At 70.2% G+C, this 15412-nt stretch carries 16 protein-coding genes; 5 read left to right on the forward strand and 11 right to left on the reverse strand.

The genetic code is table 11. The annotated features are described in order from the left end of the window. Positions 1 to 6: 6 nt before the first annotated feature. The 6 genes from hemQ to hemE form a co-directional block, all read right to left on the reverse strand. Positions 7 to 684, reverse strand: coding sequence for a hydrogen peroxide-dependent heme synthase (gene hemQ, locus AB3M90_RS09215; RefSeq protein ID WP_412951642.1), 678 nt, complete (start codon positions 682 to 684; stop codon positions 7 to 9). Between the two features lie 18 nt (positions 685 to 702). Next, positions 703 to 996, reverse strand: a complete 294-nt coding sequence (locus tag AB3M90_RS09220) for a hypothetical protein (RefSeq protein WP_412951644.1) — start codon at positions 994 to 996, stop codon at positions 703 to 705. Next, entirely contained in the window at positions 983 to 1390 is a 408-nt protein-coding gene (locus AB3M90_RS09225; protein ID WP_412951645.1) for a phage holin family protein, read from the reverse strand. Before AB3M90_RS09225 ends, AB3M90_RS09220 begins: the two co-directional genes overlap by 14 nt. A gap of 1 nt (position 1391) precedes the next feature. After that, a complete protein-coding gene (locus AB3M90_RS09230) occupies positions 1392 to 1814 on the reverse strand; it encodes a hypothetical protein (protein ID WP_412951646.1) in 423 nt (140 codons plus the stop codon). Positions 1815 to 1893: 79 nt separating this feature from the next. Next, positions 1894 to 3447 carry a protoporphyrinogen oxidase gene (gene hemG / locus AB3M90_RS09235; protein ID WP_412951647.1) on the reverse strand — a complete coding sequence of 518 codons (1554 nt, stop codon included), beginning with the start codon at positions 3445 to 3447 and terminating at the stop codon, positions 1894 to 1896. Further along, entirely contained in the window at positions 3440 to 4465 is a 1026-nt protein-coding gene (hemE, locus tag AB3M90_RS09240) for a uroporphyrinogen decarboxylase (protein ID WP_412951648.1), read from the reverse strand. Before hemE ends, hemG begins: the two co-directional genes overlap by 8 nt. A gap of 72 nt (positions 4466 to 4537) precedes the next feature. Here hemE and AB3M90_RS09245 point away from each other — a divergent pair, with 72 nt between their 5' ends. From AB3M90_RS09245 to AB3M90_RS09255, 3 genes are all read left to right on the forward strand, one after another. Continuing rightward, entirely contained in the window at positions 4538 to 5848 is a 1311-nt protein-coding gene (locus AB3M90_RS09245) for a glutamyl-tRNA reductase (protein WP_412951649.1), read from the forward strand. Positions 5849 to 5876: 28 nt separating this feature from the next. After that, positions 5877 to 6446: an HhH-GPD-type base excision DNA repair protein gene (locus tag AB3M90_RS09250; protein ID WP_412951651.1), complete on the forward strand. Its 570-nt coding sequence runs from the start codon at positions 5877 to 5879 to the stop codon at positions 6444 to 6446. A gap of 181 nt (positions 6447 to 6627) precedes the next feature. After that, entirely contained in the window at positions 6628 to 7053 is a 426-nt protein-coding gene (locus tag AB3M90_RS09255) for a DUF1801 domain-containing protein (protein WP_412951653.1), read from the forward strand. A 75-nt stretch (positions 7054 to 7128) separates the two neighbouring features. Here AB3M90_RS09255 and AB3M90_RS09260 read toward each other — a convergent pair whose 3' ends face one another. After that, the gene (locus tag AB3M90_RS09260) at positions 7129 to 8280 is read right to left on the reverse strand and encodes an epoxide hydrolase family protein (RefSeq protein ID WP_412951654.1); all 1152 of its coding nucleotides are present in this window, start codon (positions 8278 to 8280) and stop codon (positions 7129 to 7131) included. 68 nt (positions 8281 to 8348) lie between these two features. Here AB3M90_RS09260 and AB3M90_RS09265 point away from each other — a divergent pair, with 68 nt between their 5' ends. Further along, entirely contained in the window at positions 8349 to 9323 is a 975-nt protein-coding gene (locus AB3M90_RS09265) for a helix-turn-helix transcriptional regulator (RefSeq protein WP_412951655.1), read from the forward strand. A 3-nt stretch (positions 9324 to 9326) separates the two neighbouring features. Here AB3M90_RS09265 and AB3M90_RS09270 read toward each other — a convergent pair whose 3' ends face one another. The 3 genes from AB3M90_RS09270 to AB3M90_RS09280 form a co-directional block, all read right to left on the reverse strand. Next, positions 9327 to 10922 carry an ATP-binding cassette domain-containing protein gene (locus AB3M90_RS09270; RefSeq protein WP_412951657.1) on the reverse strand — a complete coding sequence of 532 codons (1596 nt, stop codon included), beginning with the start codon at positions 10920 to 10922 and terminating at the stop codon, positions 9327 to 9329. Positions 10923 to 11223: 301 nt separating this feature from the next. Next, positions 11224 to 11706: a hypothetical protein gene (locus tag AB3M90_RS09275; RefSeq protein ID WP_412951658.1), complete on the reverse strand. Its 483-nt coding sequence runs from the start codon at positions 11704 to 11706 to the stop codon at positions 11224 to 11226. A 33-nt stretch (positions 11707 to 11739) separates the two neighbouring features. Beyond that, positions 11740 to 13125: a glycine--tRNA ligase gene (locus AB3M90_RS09280; RefSeq protein WP_412951659.1), complete on the reverse strand. Its 1386-nt coding sequence runs from the start codon at positions 13123 to 13125 to the stop codon at positions 11740 to 11742. A gap of 104 nt (positions 13126 to 13229) precedes the next feature. Between AB3M90_RS09280 and AB3M90_RS09285 the strand changes: the two genes are divergently transcribed. Continuing rightward, positions 13230 to 14699, forward strand: a complete 1470-nt coding sequence (locus AB3M90_RS09285) for a peptide MFS transporter (RefSeq protein WP_412951660.1) — start codon at positions 13230 to 13232, stop codon at positions 14697 to 14699. A 10-nt stretch (positions 14700 to 14709) separates the two neighbouring features. Here AB3M90_RS09285 and AB3M90_RS09290 read toward each other — a convergent pair whose 3' ends face one another. Next, the gene (locus AB3M90_RS09290; protein WP_412951661.1) at positions 14710 to 15399 is read right to left on the reverse strand and encodes a GNAT family N-acetyltransferase; all 690 of its coding nucleotides are present in this window, start codon (positions 15397 to 15399) and stop codon (positions 14710 to 14712) included. Positions 15400 to 15412: the final 13 nt, after the last annotated feature.

A 15412-nucleotide genomic window follows, 5' to 3' on the forward strand; every position in this document is an offset into this window, starting at 1 on the left:
CGCTGCCTACTGCAGCACGTCCGCGATCTCGTCGAAGCGCAGGCGGCGCCCGGTGTAGAAGGGCACCTCCTCCTTCACGAAGAGACGCGCGTCGGTGTAGCGCAGGTCACGCATCATGTCGACCAGGTCGGTGAGCTCGTCGGCCTCCATCGGCAGGATCCACTCGTAGTCGCCCAACGCGAAAGCGGCCACCGTGTTCGCGACGACGCCCGTGAACGCGGCGCCCTTGCGTCCGTGGTCGGCCAGCATCGCGCGGCGCTCGCCCTCCGGCGCGAGGTACCACTCGGGCGTGCGCACGAACGGGTAGAGGCAGAGCCAGTCCTTCGGCCCGACCCCGCGCAGGAACCCCGGTACGTGCGCACGGTTGAACTCGGCGTCCCGGTGCACGCCCATCACGTTCCAGACCGGCAGCAGCGAGCGCAGCAGCTCCGTCCGGCGCAGTCGGCGCAGCGCCTTCTGCAGATCCTCGGCCGTGGGCCCGTGCAGCCAGACCATCAGGTCGGCGTCGGCCTTCAGCCCGGAGACGTCGTAGAAGCCGCGTACCGTGATGCCGGAATCCTCGATGTACGACACGATCGTCTCGAGCTCGGTCGAGTCGGACTCGGTCACCGCGGCATCGGGATTGCGTCGCCACACGGCCCAGAGGGTGAATCCGGACGGGTTCTCTTCGCGCTCTTCGGCCATGTCTCCAGTCTGCCAGCGTCAGCGGGCGATGGCGCGCGCGAGCACCCAGACGAGACCGCCGACGGATGCCGCGACACCGAGCACGGCCGCGGCCGCTCCGATCGGGTTGCGGTCGGCGAACACGCGAGCACGGGCGATCCCCCGCGTCGACGCCTTCTCGATCCGGCGCGGGATGTTGCCCTTGATCTCGATGGCCGCCAGCGCGGCCTTCAGCTCGGCGCGCGCCGACTCGCGCGGATCGACGATGCCCGCCGGCACGACGGTGCGCGGCGTGCTGTCGCTGCTGCGCACCACGGAATCAGAACTCGTCATCGCCCGCCTCCTTCACGATTCGGATGTCTTCGGCCACGGCCTGCGCCGGGTTCTCGCGACGGAGGACCTTGCGGAACTTCAGGATGCCGAGAAGCGCGAAGAAGAGCACCGCGAGGATCAGGATGCCGAAGACCGCGAGGGCGGAGAGCCACACGGGCCACCAGGAGGAGATCCCGGCGATCGCGAAGACGAGGATCACCGGTACGGCCCAGAACAGGAAGAACAGGGCCACCAGGAACCAGACCGAGCCGATCCCGGCGTCCTTCGCGGTCTTCGAGATCCACGTCTTCGCAGCGTCGATCTCGGCCTTGACGAGCTTCGTGACGAGCTCGGGCAGGTCGCCGAGCAGCGTCAGGAGACTGTCGTCTGCGCGGTCGCGGTATCCGCGAAGCATGTCAGGCGCCGGAGTTCTTCGGAGTCGGCTTCTTCGCGGCGCCGGAGGTGGTGGACGAGCCCGTTGCACTACCGGATCCCTCGACCCGGGCCTTCACCTCGTCGGCGGCGTCCTCCGCAGCATCGGAGACCTGCTCCGCCGCCTCCTTGCCCGAGGCGATCACGGCGTCGAGCTTCTGCCCGGGCGTACCGCTGCCCGTGACCGACTTGACGACCTTCACCGCGCCCGTCCACACGGCGCCGGGAACGGCCGCAGCCTTGTCACCGACGAAATCCTTGACCTTGCCGACCTGATCCTGCACGGGGTCGGTGTTCCAGACCTTCAGCCACTGCTTCTTGATCTGCTCGTAACGCTCCTGTCCGGCTCGAGTGCCGAGGACGTAGCCGACGCCGAGTCCTACGACGAGTCCGATCTTCCCTTTCATGGGGTCTCCTCACGTTGTTCGCGTACTGCGGGTCGGTACTCAGCGTAGCCCTGTATTCCCGATTCGGCATCGAGAGGGATCAGGGGTTGACACGGGGGCCGTCACCGGTCCAGAGCAGGGTTCCGCGGAGGCGATCGGCCTCGTCCTTCGCGTCGGGGATCACCTGCGCGAGGCCGGTGCCCGCCAGCCAGGCGCCGACGACGGCGAGACCGGGGACGGCTCGCACCGCGGCGCGGGCGGTGGCTCGTCGCTCGCCCGCACCGATGATCGACGCGGGCTGCGACTGCACGTACCGCGCGCGATGCGCGGCGAGGAGCGCATCGGCGCCGAGCGGAACGCCCAGGAGGGCGGAAGCCTCACCCAGCGCCAGGGCCGCCGCCTCGTCGTCGGACAGCCCGGCGGTGGCGGCCGGCTCGCCCTGCGCGCCGAACGAGACGCGCACCACGTGGCGTCCTGCGGCGGCGCGACGCAACCACCCCCACTTCGCCGTCGAATGGGTGAGGGCCTTCGCGATGTGGCTGCCCGGCACGGTGAGCACTCCGGTGCCGCGGGGCGCCGGCTCCAGCGCGGGGGCGTCGAGCAGCAGCGTGACGACCTCGATCTCGGGCGACGCCGACGGCTCGGTCTCGGCGAGCGCCGGCACCGCGGACGCGAGGAGGGTCCGCGCCGCGGACTCCCCGGTCGCCACGACGAGGGCGTCGGCGACGAGATCCGACGTGCCGTTCTCCTGCTCCTGCTCCTGCTCCTGCTCCTGCTCCTGCTCCTGCTCCTGAGCGATGCGGATCGTCCACCGCCTGCCCGAACGTTCGACGCCCTGCACGCCGGAGTCGGTGCGCACCTCGGCGCCCAACCGCCGCAGGTCGTTCACCAGCGCCTCGACCAGCACGCTCATCCCTCCGGTCAGCCCTTCGACCGCGGCGCCGGGCGCCTTCGGCGTCGAGCCGGTCCCCGCCTTCGCGGCACGGGCGGCGTTCTCCTCCCGGACGGCCTGCACGGCGCCCGACAGCGAACCGACGCGGGTGAGGGCCGCGTTGAGACCGGGAGCAGCCACGTCGACGTCGACATCGTCGGGCGAGGCCGAGTAGACGCCGGTCGTGACGGGCGCGACGAGCCGATCGCGCACCTTCGCGCCCATGCGCGACGACACGAGCCTGCCGAGACTGAGCTGATGTCCGATGGTCAGCGGCGGTCGCACCCGGTCCAGGTACGCGCGCCAGGCACCCGACCACCCGATGATGCGGCGCACGTCGTCCTGGAACGGGTTCGCCGGGATGCCGAGGATGCCGCCGACCGGCAGCGGCGCGGCCCCGACGCCCGGGATGCCGACGAGCCAGGCGCTGCCCGCCTCGGGCGCGACGATGCGATCGGTCAGCCCGAGTTCCGCGATGAGCGCCCTCACGTGTCCGCCGCGGGTCGCGAAACTCTCCGCTCCCGCGTCGACGGCGACGCCGTCGAGCTCGGCCCGACGGATCGCGCCGCCGACGGCATCCGCCTCTTCGAGGACGGTCACCCGCATCCCGACTTTCGCGCATTCCCGGGCCGCGATCAGACCACCGATGCCTCCGCCCACCACCACGACGTGCGTGTCGGCCGCCCGCGCGGCAAGGGCGGACGGTTCCGTGGCCTCAGTCATGGTCGTGCACCAGGTCGACGATGCGGGTGAGCTGGTCGGGGTCCGTCTCCGGCGGCACGCCGTGACCGAGGTTCACGATGTGCGCCCGGGCCGCGCGGCCCCGAGCGAGCACGTCGCGCACGTGAGCCTCGAGCACCGGCCACGGCGCGGCGAGCAGAGCGGGGTCGATGTTGCCCTGCACCGTGACCTGCGGACCGACGATCGCTGCGGCCTCGTCGAGAGGCTGGCGCCAGTCGACTCCGACGCCGTCTGCCACGCCGTCGAGGCGCATGTCGGCCAGGAACGGTCCCGTGCCGACGCCGAAGTGGATGGTCGGGATGCCGATGCCGTCGAGGGTCGCGCGCGAGTGCGGCGCGACGAAGGCGCGATAGTCGGCAGGGTTCAGGGAGCCGGCCCAGCTGTCGAACAGCTGCACGACCGAGGCCCCGGCGTCGCGCTGCGTCTCGAGGAAGCGCCGCGAGACACGGGCGAGCCACCCGGCGAGACGATTCCACGACTCGGGGTCGGCGTGCATCATCGCCCGCGCGCGCAGGTGCTCCTTCGAGGGGCCACCCTCGACGAGGTACGCGGCCAGCGTGAACGGTGCTCCGGCGAACCCGATGAGCGGGGTGTCGCCGAGCTCGGCCGCGACGAGGCGGACGGCCGCGGCGATCGCGTCGCCGTCGAGCGATTCGGGATCGATGGCCGTGATCCGGTCGACATCGGATGCCGTGCGCACCGGGTTCGCGAACACCGGCCCCCGTCCGGGCTCGATCTCGACGTCGACACCGGCGAGACGCAACGGGATCACGATGTCGCTGAAGAAGACCGCGGCGTCCACTCCATGGCGGCGCACCGGCTGGAGGGTGATCTCGGCGGCGAGCTCGGGGGTGAGGCATGCGTCCAGCATCCGGGTGCCGACGCGCAGCTCGCGGTACTCCGGCAGGGAGCGCCCGGCCTGACGCATGAACCAGACGGGGGTGCGGTCGGGGCGGACGCCGGCGAGGGCGCGCAGCAGCGGAGCGTCGGAGAGGGCCATGCCTCCATCCTCCCATCCGCCCACCGTGGGCCGTCGGAGACCCCGCTCATCGACCAGGGGTAGAATCGAAGCGTGCTGCTGTGTGTCACGGCGAGTCACAAGACCGCCCCCTTCGAACTGCTCGAACGCCTGAGCCGCACCCCCGACGACGTCGCCTCCACGCTCGTGGACATGACGCCGTGCGTGCAGGGTGCGGTCGTCCTGGCGACGTGCAACCGGTTCGAGGCGTACGTCGAGATGGACGAGCCGGTCACCGCGGCCGGAGCCATCGGCGTCGAAGCGGTGCTCGAAGCCGTCGAGCAGACCACGGGCGTCTCGGCGGCCGAGTTCGAGGGCGCCTATGCGGTGCACACCGGCCGCCGGGTTCCCGAGCACCTCTTCTCGGTGGCATCCGGTCTGGAGTCGGTGGTCTCCGGCGAGGGCGAGATCGCCGGTCAGGTGCGCCGCGCGCTCACCTCGGCGCGCAAGGGCGGCACCACCTCCCCCGAGCTCGAGCGCCTCTTCCAGCGCGCCAGCCAAGCGCAGCGCAAGGTCAAGAACGTCACCGCCCTCGGTCGCGCCGGCCGTTCGCTGGTGCGGCTCGCGCTCGAGCTCGCCGACAGCCGCATCGCCGACTGGTCGGCGGAGCGCGTGCTGCTCGTCGGCACCGGCGCCTACGCGGCCGTCACCCTCGCGACGCTCCGCGAGCGCGGCGCCGTCGACATCTCCGTCTACTCCCCGTCGGGTCGCGCCGCGATCTTCGCCGCGAAGCACGGCATCCGTCCCGTCGCCGAAGCCGACTACGAGCGCACCGCTGCGCACTCCAGTCTGCTGATCACCTGCACGAGCGCCACCGAGCCGGTGCTCGGACCGGCGCACCTGCAGCGCCCGGTCGGCCCGATCGCCGTCTCGACCGCCGCGTGTCCGGTCGCCCACGGCTCGCAGCTGGTGGTCGATCTGGGCATGCCCCGCAACGTCGACCCGGCCGTCGCCTCGCTCGAGGGCGTCGCGCTGCTCGATCTCGAGACGATCCGTCTGCACGCCCCGCTCGAAGAGCTGCAGGCGACCGATGCCGCGCGCAGCGTGGTGCGGGAGGCCGCCGACACGTTCCATGTCGTCGGGTCCCGGCAGAGCGTGACGCCGTCGGTGGTGGCGCTGCGATCGCACATCTTCGGGCTGCTCGAGAGCGAGATCGCCCGCGCCCGCACGCGCGGCGACGCCGACGGCCGCGTCGAGCAGGCCCTCCGCCACCTCGCCGGAGTGCTGCTGCACACGCCGACCACACGGGCTCACGAGCTCGCCGCCGCTGGGCGCGCCGACGAGTTCGCCGCCGCACTCGAAGCGCTCTACGGCGTCGTGCCGCCGGCGACCGCGGCCGACGCGTCGGAGTCATCGATCGCGTGACCGCGCACCGCGGTGCGACACTGGTGGCATGGCCCTTCACATCACCGGAGACACCGCCGCCGATGCCCTCCTGACCGAGAACCCGCTGGCCCTGCTCGTCGGGATGCTGCTCGACCAGCAGGTGCCGATGGAGACCGCTTTCGCGGGTCCGCTCAAGATCGAGCAGCGGACGGGAGCGACGGATGCCGCGGCGATCGCCGGCATGGCGCCCGACGTGTTCCTCGAGGCCTTCCGACAGACGCCCGCCGTGCACCGCTTCCCGGGGTCGATGGCGACGCGCGTGCAGACGCTCTGTCAGACGATCGTCGACGACTGGAACGGCGACCCGGCGGCGATCTGGACGCAGGGCGACCCCGACGGCCCCGAGGTGCTGAAGCGTCTGAAGGCGCTTCCCGGGTTCGGCGAGCAGAAGGCCAGGATCTTCCTCGCGCTGCTGGGCAAGCAGTACGGCTTCACCGGTGCGGGCTGGCGCGAGGCCGCCGGCGCCTACGGCGACGAGGGTTCGTTCCGCAGCGTCGCCGACATCGTCTCCCCCGAGTCGCTGACCAAGGTGCGCGAGCACAAGAAGGCGATGAAGGCTGCCGCGAAGCAGCCCTGACCCCCTCTCTTTCTCTCTCCCCCTTCCTTCCCCCTTCCCCCTCCCCCCGCCCCCCGCCCCCCGGCCGCGCCTGCCCGGTCTGGATCAGAAATGCCGCTGCGGAGGCGCTGCGGGAGGCATTATTGATCCATCCCGGTACGGGGGGTGGACGGGAGGCGACCAGGGGACGGAGAATTCTGACATGGAGCCGACCGGTACCGATGTCGCGGGTCTCATCGCCCGCTCGTCTCCCGCCGTCCGCCGACGCGATGCCGAGACGCTGACCGCGCTGATGCAGGAGGTCTCCGGCCGCGAGCCGGTGACCTGGGGCACGATCATCGGCTTCGGAGCCTGCCACTACCGCTACCCGACCGGCAACGAGGGCGACACGGCGCTCCTGGCGTTCTCGCCGCGCAAAGCCTCCACGACGATCTACCTGCTCGACGGCACCGACGCGCACGCCGAGGCCCTTGCCCGGCTCGGCCCGCACACCACGGCGGTCAGCTGCCTCTACATCAAAGACCTCGAGCAGATCGATCTCGATGTCCTCCGCGGCATCCTGCAGCGCTCCCTCGACTGGGCCGAGGCCGGGGGCGGCGCCGAGATGCAGCTCACCGTCACCGGCTGAGCACGACGAAGAGGAGAGGTGCCGGAGCACCCCTCCCCTTCGGACGCGGATTCGGACGCGGACGCGGCGTCGAGGTCAGCGCAGTCCGGCGAAGAACGCGCGGATGTCGGCGACGACGAGGTCGGGCCGTTCCAGGGCCGCGAAGTGGCCGCCCTCGTCGAAGCGGCTCCAGTGCACGATGTTCGAGTTGTCGCGCTCGGCGAACACCCGGATCGTCTGGAAGTCGTCCTTGAACACCGCGACCCCGGTCGGCGCGGAGTTGATCCGCGGTTCGGCATCCTCTCCGGCATCCGCTCGGGCGTTCTCCAGGTAGCTGCGGCTCATTCCGGATGCCGCGTTCGCGAACCAGTTCACGCTGACCTCCAGCAGGATCTGCTCGAGCGTGACGAGCGAGGTGCCGTTGCCGAACGAGTTGAAGAGCTCGCTGTAAGCCAGCAGCCCGATCGGGGAGTCGCTGATGCCGACCGACACGGTCTGCGGACGCGAGGAGTTCATCGTGTTGTAGCCGCCGACCGACTGGAACCACTGCATGTGCTCGAGACCGGCGTAGTCCGCGGGCTCCAGCCGCTCGAACTCGGACGGGTCGCCCGACGGGAACGAGAACAGCTGCAGCACGTGCAGGCCGAGGAACCCTTCCGGGTCGAGCAGGCCCAGTTCGCGAGCGACCATCGCACCGTTGTCGGAGTTGTGGATGCCGTAGCTGTCGTAGCCCAGCCCCCGCATGAGCCGGTCGTACGCCGCGGCGACCCTCGCCGTGGTCCATCCGGCGGAGGCGAGCGGCTGCGAGAAGCCGAATCCCGGGGCGTCGGGGATGACGACGTCGAAGGCGTCTTCGGCACGCCCGCCGTGCGCCTCCGGATCGACGAGGCGGTCGATCACGTCGAGGTAGTCGACGGCGGATCCGGGGTACGTGTGGGCGAGCAGCAGCGGCGTCGCGCCCTCGACCGCAGAGCGGACGTGGATGAAGTGGATGGTCTGGCCGTCGATCTCGGTCGTGAAGTGCGGGACGGCATTGATCCGGTCCTGCGCGGCGGCCCAGTCCAACGAGCGCCAGGCGTCGATCGCCTCACGGAGGTACGTGTTCGGGGTGCCGGCATCCCAATCGTCGGTGGGCGACGGCTGAGGAAGACGGGTGCGCGCGAGGCGATCCTGCAGGTCGGCGACCTCGGCGTCGGAGACCGAGACGGTGAAGGGGCGGATGCTGAGGGGAGCGGTCGTGTTGTTCATGTCTTCGACGTTAGGCGGGTAATAGGTAGGATATGTTCCTAATAAACGAAAGTTCTCAGAGGAGATCGATGGCCGACCCGACCGCACGTCTGCTCTCCCTTCTCGCACTCCTCCAGACCGGGCCCGAACGCTCGGGACGCGAGCTCGCCGAGCGTCTGAGCGTCTCTGCGCGCACCGTCCGGCACGACATCGATCGGCTGCGGGAACTGGGATATCCGGTCGACGCCACCCGCGGTGCCGTCGGCGGGTATCGACTCGGGGCCGGCGGCAAGCTCCCGCCCCTGCTGCTCGACGACGAGGAGGCCGTGGCGGTCACCGTCGGGCTGCGCGCCGCGGCCGGGATCGCGGGCGTCGAGGAGTCCGGTGCGCGCGCCCTGGCGAAGCTCGAACAGGTTCTGCCCTCCCACCTGCGCCCCGTGGTCGACGCGCTGAGGTCGACGATCGACCGCGCTCCCGAGAACAACGACACCGACATTCCCGACCCCGAGGTCGACGCGGGGATGCTGCGCGAGATCGCCGGAGCGATCCGCAACGAGGAGTGGCTGCGGTTCGACTACCACGACTCGTCGGTGCGGGCCGAGCCGTACCGGCTGCTCACCTGGCATCGCCGCTGGTACCTGGTCGCGCGCGACCCCGACACCGGCGACTGGCGCACCTACCGTGTGGATGAGATGCGCCTGCGGATGCCGACCCGACGCCGCTTCGACCCGCAGCCGCTGCCCGGCGGGGACTACACCGCGTTCATGATGCGCACGGTCGCCGAGAGCGGCTGGAAGGTGCACGCCCGACTGCGCATCGACGCGCCCACGCAGCAGGTGCTCGACCGCATCCATCCCGCGGTCGGCGTGGTCGAACCGATCGATGAGGAGCACTGCGTGCTGGTGACCGGCGCCGACAGCCTCGACACGGTCGCCGCCTACATCGGGATGCTGATGATGGACTTCACCGTCGAGTCTCCGCCCGAGCTCATTCCCCGCCTGCAGGTGCTCTCCGAGCGCTACGCTCGGGCGGTCGCGGGTTCGCCGGCACGAGCCCGGGCATGATCGTCAGGGTCGTACCATCGCCGATCCCTGCTCGACGCGAAGCTCCGTCGCCCCGCGGTGACGCGCTCGCATGATCCAGTGCCGGTCATGCGTGACAGCGACGACGGCCCCCGGGTGCGCCTGGATCGCGGACTCGAGCTGCTCCACGAGCTCGGGCGCGAGATGGTTCGTCGGCTCGTCGAGCATCAGCACATCGCCCGGCTCGGCGAGCACGACGGCGAGGTCGAGCCGGCGCCGCTGCCCCACCGACAACGTCCGCACGTCGCGATCCAGGTCATCAGCGGCCAACAGGCCGAATCGCGAGAGCACGTCCGCGGCGTCCCACGGGTGCACGCCCGCCCGGCGGGCGAACACCTCCGCCACCGTCCCCGCACCCGGCGGCGACACTTCCTGACGAAGCCAGGACACCCGCAGCCCTTCCCGCGACTGGACCGCCCCTCCGCGGGGCCGCCGCTCCTGCGCGAGGAGACGGAGCAGAGTCGTCTTACCCGCTCCGCTCGCACCCGTCACCAGCCACCGGTCGCCCGCAGACACTCGCAGTGCGTCGACCCGCAGCGAGGGGTCGGCCATGCGCGCCCTGTCGAGCAGGATCAGCGGCTCCTCCCGCACGGCGGGCGCGTCAGCGCGCAGATCCACGCGAAGGCGGAGGGGCTCGGGCGGCGGGGGACATGGAGCGGCGTGGAGTCGCGCCACGCGCTCCTTCGCCATCCGGATGCGGCCCATCGCACCGTGATCACGACTGCGGGCACGGAAGGCTCCGTGACCGAACCCGTCGAGTTCGAGCTTCCGCGGGATCGATTCGAGTCGAAAGGCGTTGGCCGCGACGAGAGCCTCGTTGCGGGCGACATCCGCCTTCCATGCTTCGTGACGCTCCGCCATCCGCTGACGTTCGGTGGCGCGCGCCGCGAGGTACCCCTGATAGCCGTCACCATAACGCTGCAGCCCGCCGTTCTCGACATGCACGATGTCGCGCGCGAACCGCGCGAGCAGGGCCCGGTCGTGGCTGACGACGACGAGCGCCCCTCGATGAGCGTCGATGCGACCCTCCAGCCAGGACAACGCCCGCGCGTCGAGGTCGTTCGTCGGCTCGTCGAGCAGGAGCAGCTCCGCGTGAGACGAGAGCGCCGCGGCCAGCGCGACGCGTGCCCGCTCGCCGCCGGACAGTGAGGAGAAGAGGCGCGCGCGGTCGAGACCGGCGAGGCCGAGCTGATCGAATGCCGCGTCGACGCGCCGATCGATGTCATACCCGTCGCGGGCTTCGAACACCTCGAGCAATCGAGCCAGGTGCTCGAGGACGCCGGGACGCTCGGCCTCGCCTGCCTCGGCCAGCTCCTCGTAGGTGCGCTGGATACTCGCTTCGAGCGCCCGAAGGTCGGCCAGGAACACGTCGAGGGCGTCGAGAACGGTGGCCTCGTCCGCGACACGCGGGGCCTGTGCGGCATGAGCGATCCCGCCCGGTATCGAGATCCGCGAATCTCCGGCGGCGGGAGTCAGCGCGCCGGCCAGCAGGTCGAGCAGCGTCGACTTCCCGGCGCCGTTGTCGCCGACGACGGCCAGGCGATCTCGCGGCCCGACGAGGAGATCGATCCGGTCGAGCACGACGCGGTCGGCGAAGCGTACGGATGCGCCTCGCAGCTCGCAGACGCGAAGGGTCGGAGAAGGGGCGGAGGGGTCTGGAAATACAGGGAACAAGAGGTCTCCTCTCCGCGACACGCACACGCGTCGCGGAACGGCGCGTCGCGTGCGATGCGCATCCGAAACGGACCTCGAGCGTGCCGCGCAGAACGACACGCTCGCTCAGGACCCACCGCGGAGAGGACTCGACGCGGCGTCCCGATCTATCGGATCAGAGTACCCACGGGCCGTGACGTTACCAGCCGGTCGTGCGCGCACGCAAGACTCAGCGCAGCACCTCGACCAGTGCCACCCACGACACGATGATGGCGGAGAAGATCGCCAGCACGCAGCCGGCCGCGGCCACGTAGAGTCCGGCGGGGTGGGCCACCCAGACCAGTGCGCCGGCAGCGAGGTACGCCGCGATGGGAAGGAACCCGATGAGGTACTTCAGCCCCCGTGCGCGATCGGCCGGGTTGGGGTCGGTCGCGATGAGCCGCGTCGCATGCACCTGGAACACCGACATCCCCAGGGTCACGACGATCGTCAGCGCACCGAACCACGTCGTGTCGATCTCGGGCACGAGCCCGAGAGCCGAGACGGTGAGTGCGAGCAGGAGCGCGGCGATACCGGCGAGCAACCGCGCCGTCAGCGTGCGCGACTTGATGATCTCGCCGATGTTCACACTGGAGGCGACGATCACGAGACCGACGAGGGCGGCCGTCGCACCGACCATCGCCAGGTTGAAGTCACCCCAGTGCTCGATCATCTCGTCAGCATAGCCGCGCCGAGAAACCGGAGGTCAGGCGCCGCGGAGGCGCTCCGCGAGGTAGGCGTGCAGGCCGTCGATCGAGACGCGCTCCTGCGCCATCGTGTCGCGATCGCGAACCGTGACCGCGTGGTCGTCGAGCGAGTCGAAGTCCACGGTCACGCAGAACGGCGTGCCGATCTCGTCCTGGCGACGGTAGCGACGGCCGATGGCCCCGGCGTCGTCGAAGTCGACCGCCCACGAGCTGCGCAGCGCATCCGCGACCTCACGGGCGAGCGGCGACAGACGTTCGTTGCGCGACAGCGGGAGCACCGCGGCCTTGACCGGGGCGAGGCGCGGGTCGAGCTTCAGCACCGTGCGCACGTCGGTACCGCCCTTGGCGTTCGGCACCTCCTCCTCGCGATACGCGTCGACGAGGAACGCCATCATGGCGCGGGTGAGGCCGAACGACGGTTCGATCACGTAGGGCGTGTAACGCTCGCCCGTCGCCTGGTCGAAGTAGGTCAGGCTCTGGCCGGATGCTTCGCTGTGGCTCGACAGGTCGTAGTCGGTGCGGTTGGCGACGCCCATGAGCTCGCCCCACTCCTTGCCCGCGAACCCGAACTTGTACTCGACGTCGATCGTGCCGGCGGAGTAGTGCGCGCGGTCCTCCTCGGGAACGTCGAACCGACGCATGTTGTCGGGGTCGATGCCGAGGTCGATGAACCAGTCCCAGCAGGCGTCGACCCAGTGGTCGAACCACGCCGGCGCATCGGCCGGCGGCGTGAAGAACTCGATCTCCATCTGCTCGAACTCCCGCGTGCGGAAGATGAAGTTGCCGGGCGTGATCTCGTTGCGGAACGCCTTGCCGACCTGGCCGATGCCGAACGGCGGCTTCTTGCGGCTCGCCGTGAGCACGTTCGAGAAGTTCACGAAGATGCCCTGCGCGGTCTCGGGACGCAGGTAGTACAGCCCGGTCTCGTCGTCGACGACGCCGAGGTAGGTCTTCACGAGACCGGAGAACGCCTTCGGTTCGGTGTACTGACCCTTGGTGCCGCAGTTCGGGCAGGGGATGTCGGCGAGCCCGTTCTCCGCCTTCCGGCCCTTTCGGGCCTCGAAGTCCTCGATGAGGTTGTCGGCGCGGAACCGCTTGTGGCACTGCAGGCATTCGACCAGCGGATCGGTGAAGGTCGCGACATGCCCCGACGCCTCCCACACGCGCTTGGGCAGGATGATGCTCGAGTCGAGGCCGACCATGTCGCCGCGCCCGCGCACGAAGGTCTGCCACCACTGGCGGCGGATGTTCTCCTTCAGCTCGGTGCCGAGGGGGCCGTAGTCCCAGGCCGACCGCGAACCGCCGTAGATCTCACCCGCTTGGAACACGAACCCGCGGTGGCGGGCGAGGGCGATGACCTTGTCGAGGCGGGACTGTTCGGCCATGGTGGCTCCAATGGTCGGATGCGGAGATGACCCGTGAACACGGGCACGACCATTCTATCGGCGGGGTCTGGGCCACCGAGCCTGCCGCAGAGTAGCGTCAAGGCATGACCGCAGCGCAGCCGACCACTCGCACCCGCGACGACGACACCCGCTTCTTCGGGCAGCCGTGGGCTCTGGTGCACATCTTCGGCGTGGAGATGTGGGAGCGCTTCAGCTTCTACGGCATGCAGGGGATCCTGCTCATCTACCTCTACTACTCCGCCACGCAGGGCGGGCTCGGCATCCCCGAGGCGGTGGCCGGCGGCATCGTCGGCGCGTACGGCGGCTCCGTGTATCTCGCCACGGTCCTCGGCGCGTGGCTCGCCGACCGCCTGTTCGGCTCGGAGCGCGTGCTGTTCGTCAGCGCCATGGTGATCGTCGCCGGGCACATCGCCCTCGCCCTGATCCCCGGGCTCCCGGGCGTCGGTATCGGCCTCGTGCTCGTGGCACTCGGGTCGGGCGGCCTCAAGGCCAATGCGACTTCGGTGGTCGGCACGCTGTACGCGCCCGACGACATCCGCCGCGACGCCGGCTTCTCGCTCTTCTACCTCGGCATCAACCTCGGCGCCTTCCTCGGCCCCATCCTCACCGGCATCCTGCAGTCGACCCTCGGTTTCCACTACGGCTTCGGCCTGGCCGCGATCGGCATGATCCTCGGGCTCGTGCAGTACTCGTTCGGTCGCCGCTCCCTGCCCGACGCGGCTCGCGTGGTGCCCAATCCGCTCCCCCGCTCCCGCTACCGGCTCGTCGCCCTCATCGCGGGCGGCGCCGTGGTGATCATCGCGGTGCTGGTGGTCGTGGGCGCGATCCGCGCCGACAACCTGGCGCTCATCGTGATCGCGCTGACCGTCATCGCCGCGATCGCGTACTTCGCGATCATCCTGACCAGCCGCCGCATCGACGCGGAAGAGCGCTCGCGCGTCTGGGGATTCCTGCCGCTGTTCATCACCAGCGTCGCGTTCTGGTCGCTGTACCAGCAGCAGTTCACGGTGCTCACGATCTACTCCGACAAGCGCCTCGACCGGATGCTGTTCGGCTGGGAGATGCCCGTCTCCTGGGTGCAGTCGATCAACCCGGTCTTCATCATCATCCTGTCCGGGGTCTTCGCCGCCGTCTGGACGCGTCTCGGGAGGCGTCAGCCCGCCACCCCGGTGAAGTTCGCATTCGGGGCGATCGTGATGGGGGCGGCGTTCCTGCTGTTCCTGCCGTTCTCGGGCAGCACCGGCAACACCACGCCCGTGCTCGCCATCGTCGGAATCCTGTTCGTGTTCACCGTCGCCGAGCTGCTCCTCTCGCCGGTGGGGCTGTCGGTGACCACGAAGCTCGCCCCCGCGGTCTTCCACACGCAGATGGTGGCGCTGTTCTTCCTGTCGGTGGCTCTGGGCACCGCGATCGCCGGCGAGCTCGTGCGGTTCTACGATCTCGAGAACGAGGTGCCGTACTTCTCGATCCTCGGGGTGATCGCCATCGCCGTCGGCGTCGGTCTGCTGCTCTCGGTGAAGCCCGTGCTGCGGCTCATGAGGGGCGTGCGCTGAGCGACAGACCTCAGGCCGTGAACAGGTAGCCGCGCGCGGGGTCGAAGCCGGCGACGCGCAGCCCGCGCGCCAGCAACTCCTCCATCTCGCCGCGGAGGCGCATGCGCCAGTCGTGAGCGGCATCCGGATCCGACACGCGGAGCGCCTCGATATCGGCCGGGATCTCGAGCGTCTCGACGACGGAATCGGATGCCGGGGGCCGCGCGATGTCGGCCAGCGCCCACTCGACATCGAGCCGGTCGCTCTCGTCGCCGGCGTCGCCGCCGCCGAAGATGCCGTAGCGGTTCACCGAGTAGCCGGTGACGCGTGCTCCGAGGATCGTGAGGAAGAAGTGCGCGTTGCGGGCGACCAACGGGTCGAACGTCCAGGTGATGCGGCCGACGTCGCGCGAGAAGGCCCACTGCCGCTGATGCTCTTTGAGCTCGCGCCCCCAGCCGCGGCCGCGGTATTCGGGGATCAGCGCGGTGATGTGCGAGTGCATCGCCCGGCGTCCCGGTTCGCCGAAGAAGGCGATGGAGGCGCCGACCATGCGCTCGTCGTCGCCCTCGCCGTCGAAGAGGCCGACGACGTAGTTGCCGGACTGCTGGAGCGCGCGCAGAGTGCCGGCGTCGATCACGCGCTGCGGGCCGCGGATGGAGTCGAGCAGGGCCTGCGCATCGAGGATGAGTTCAACGGTGTCGAGATCGCGGATGGTTCGCACGGTCCCAGTCTGC

Origin of the sequence: Microbacterium martis, from assembly GCF_047246685.1 — a bacterium.
Lineage (GTDB): Bacteria > Actinomycetota > Actinomycetes > Actinomycetales > Microbacteriaceae > Microbacterium.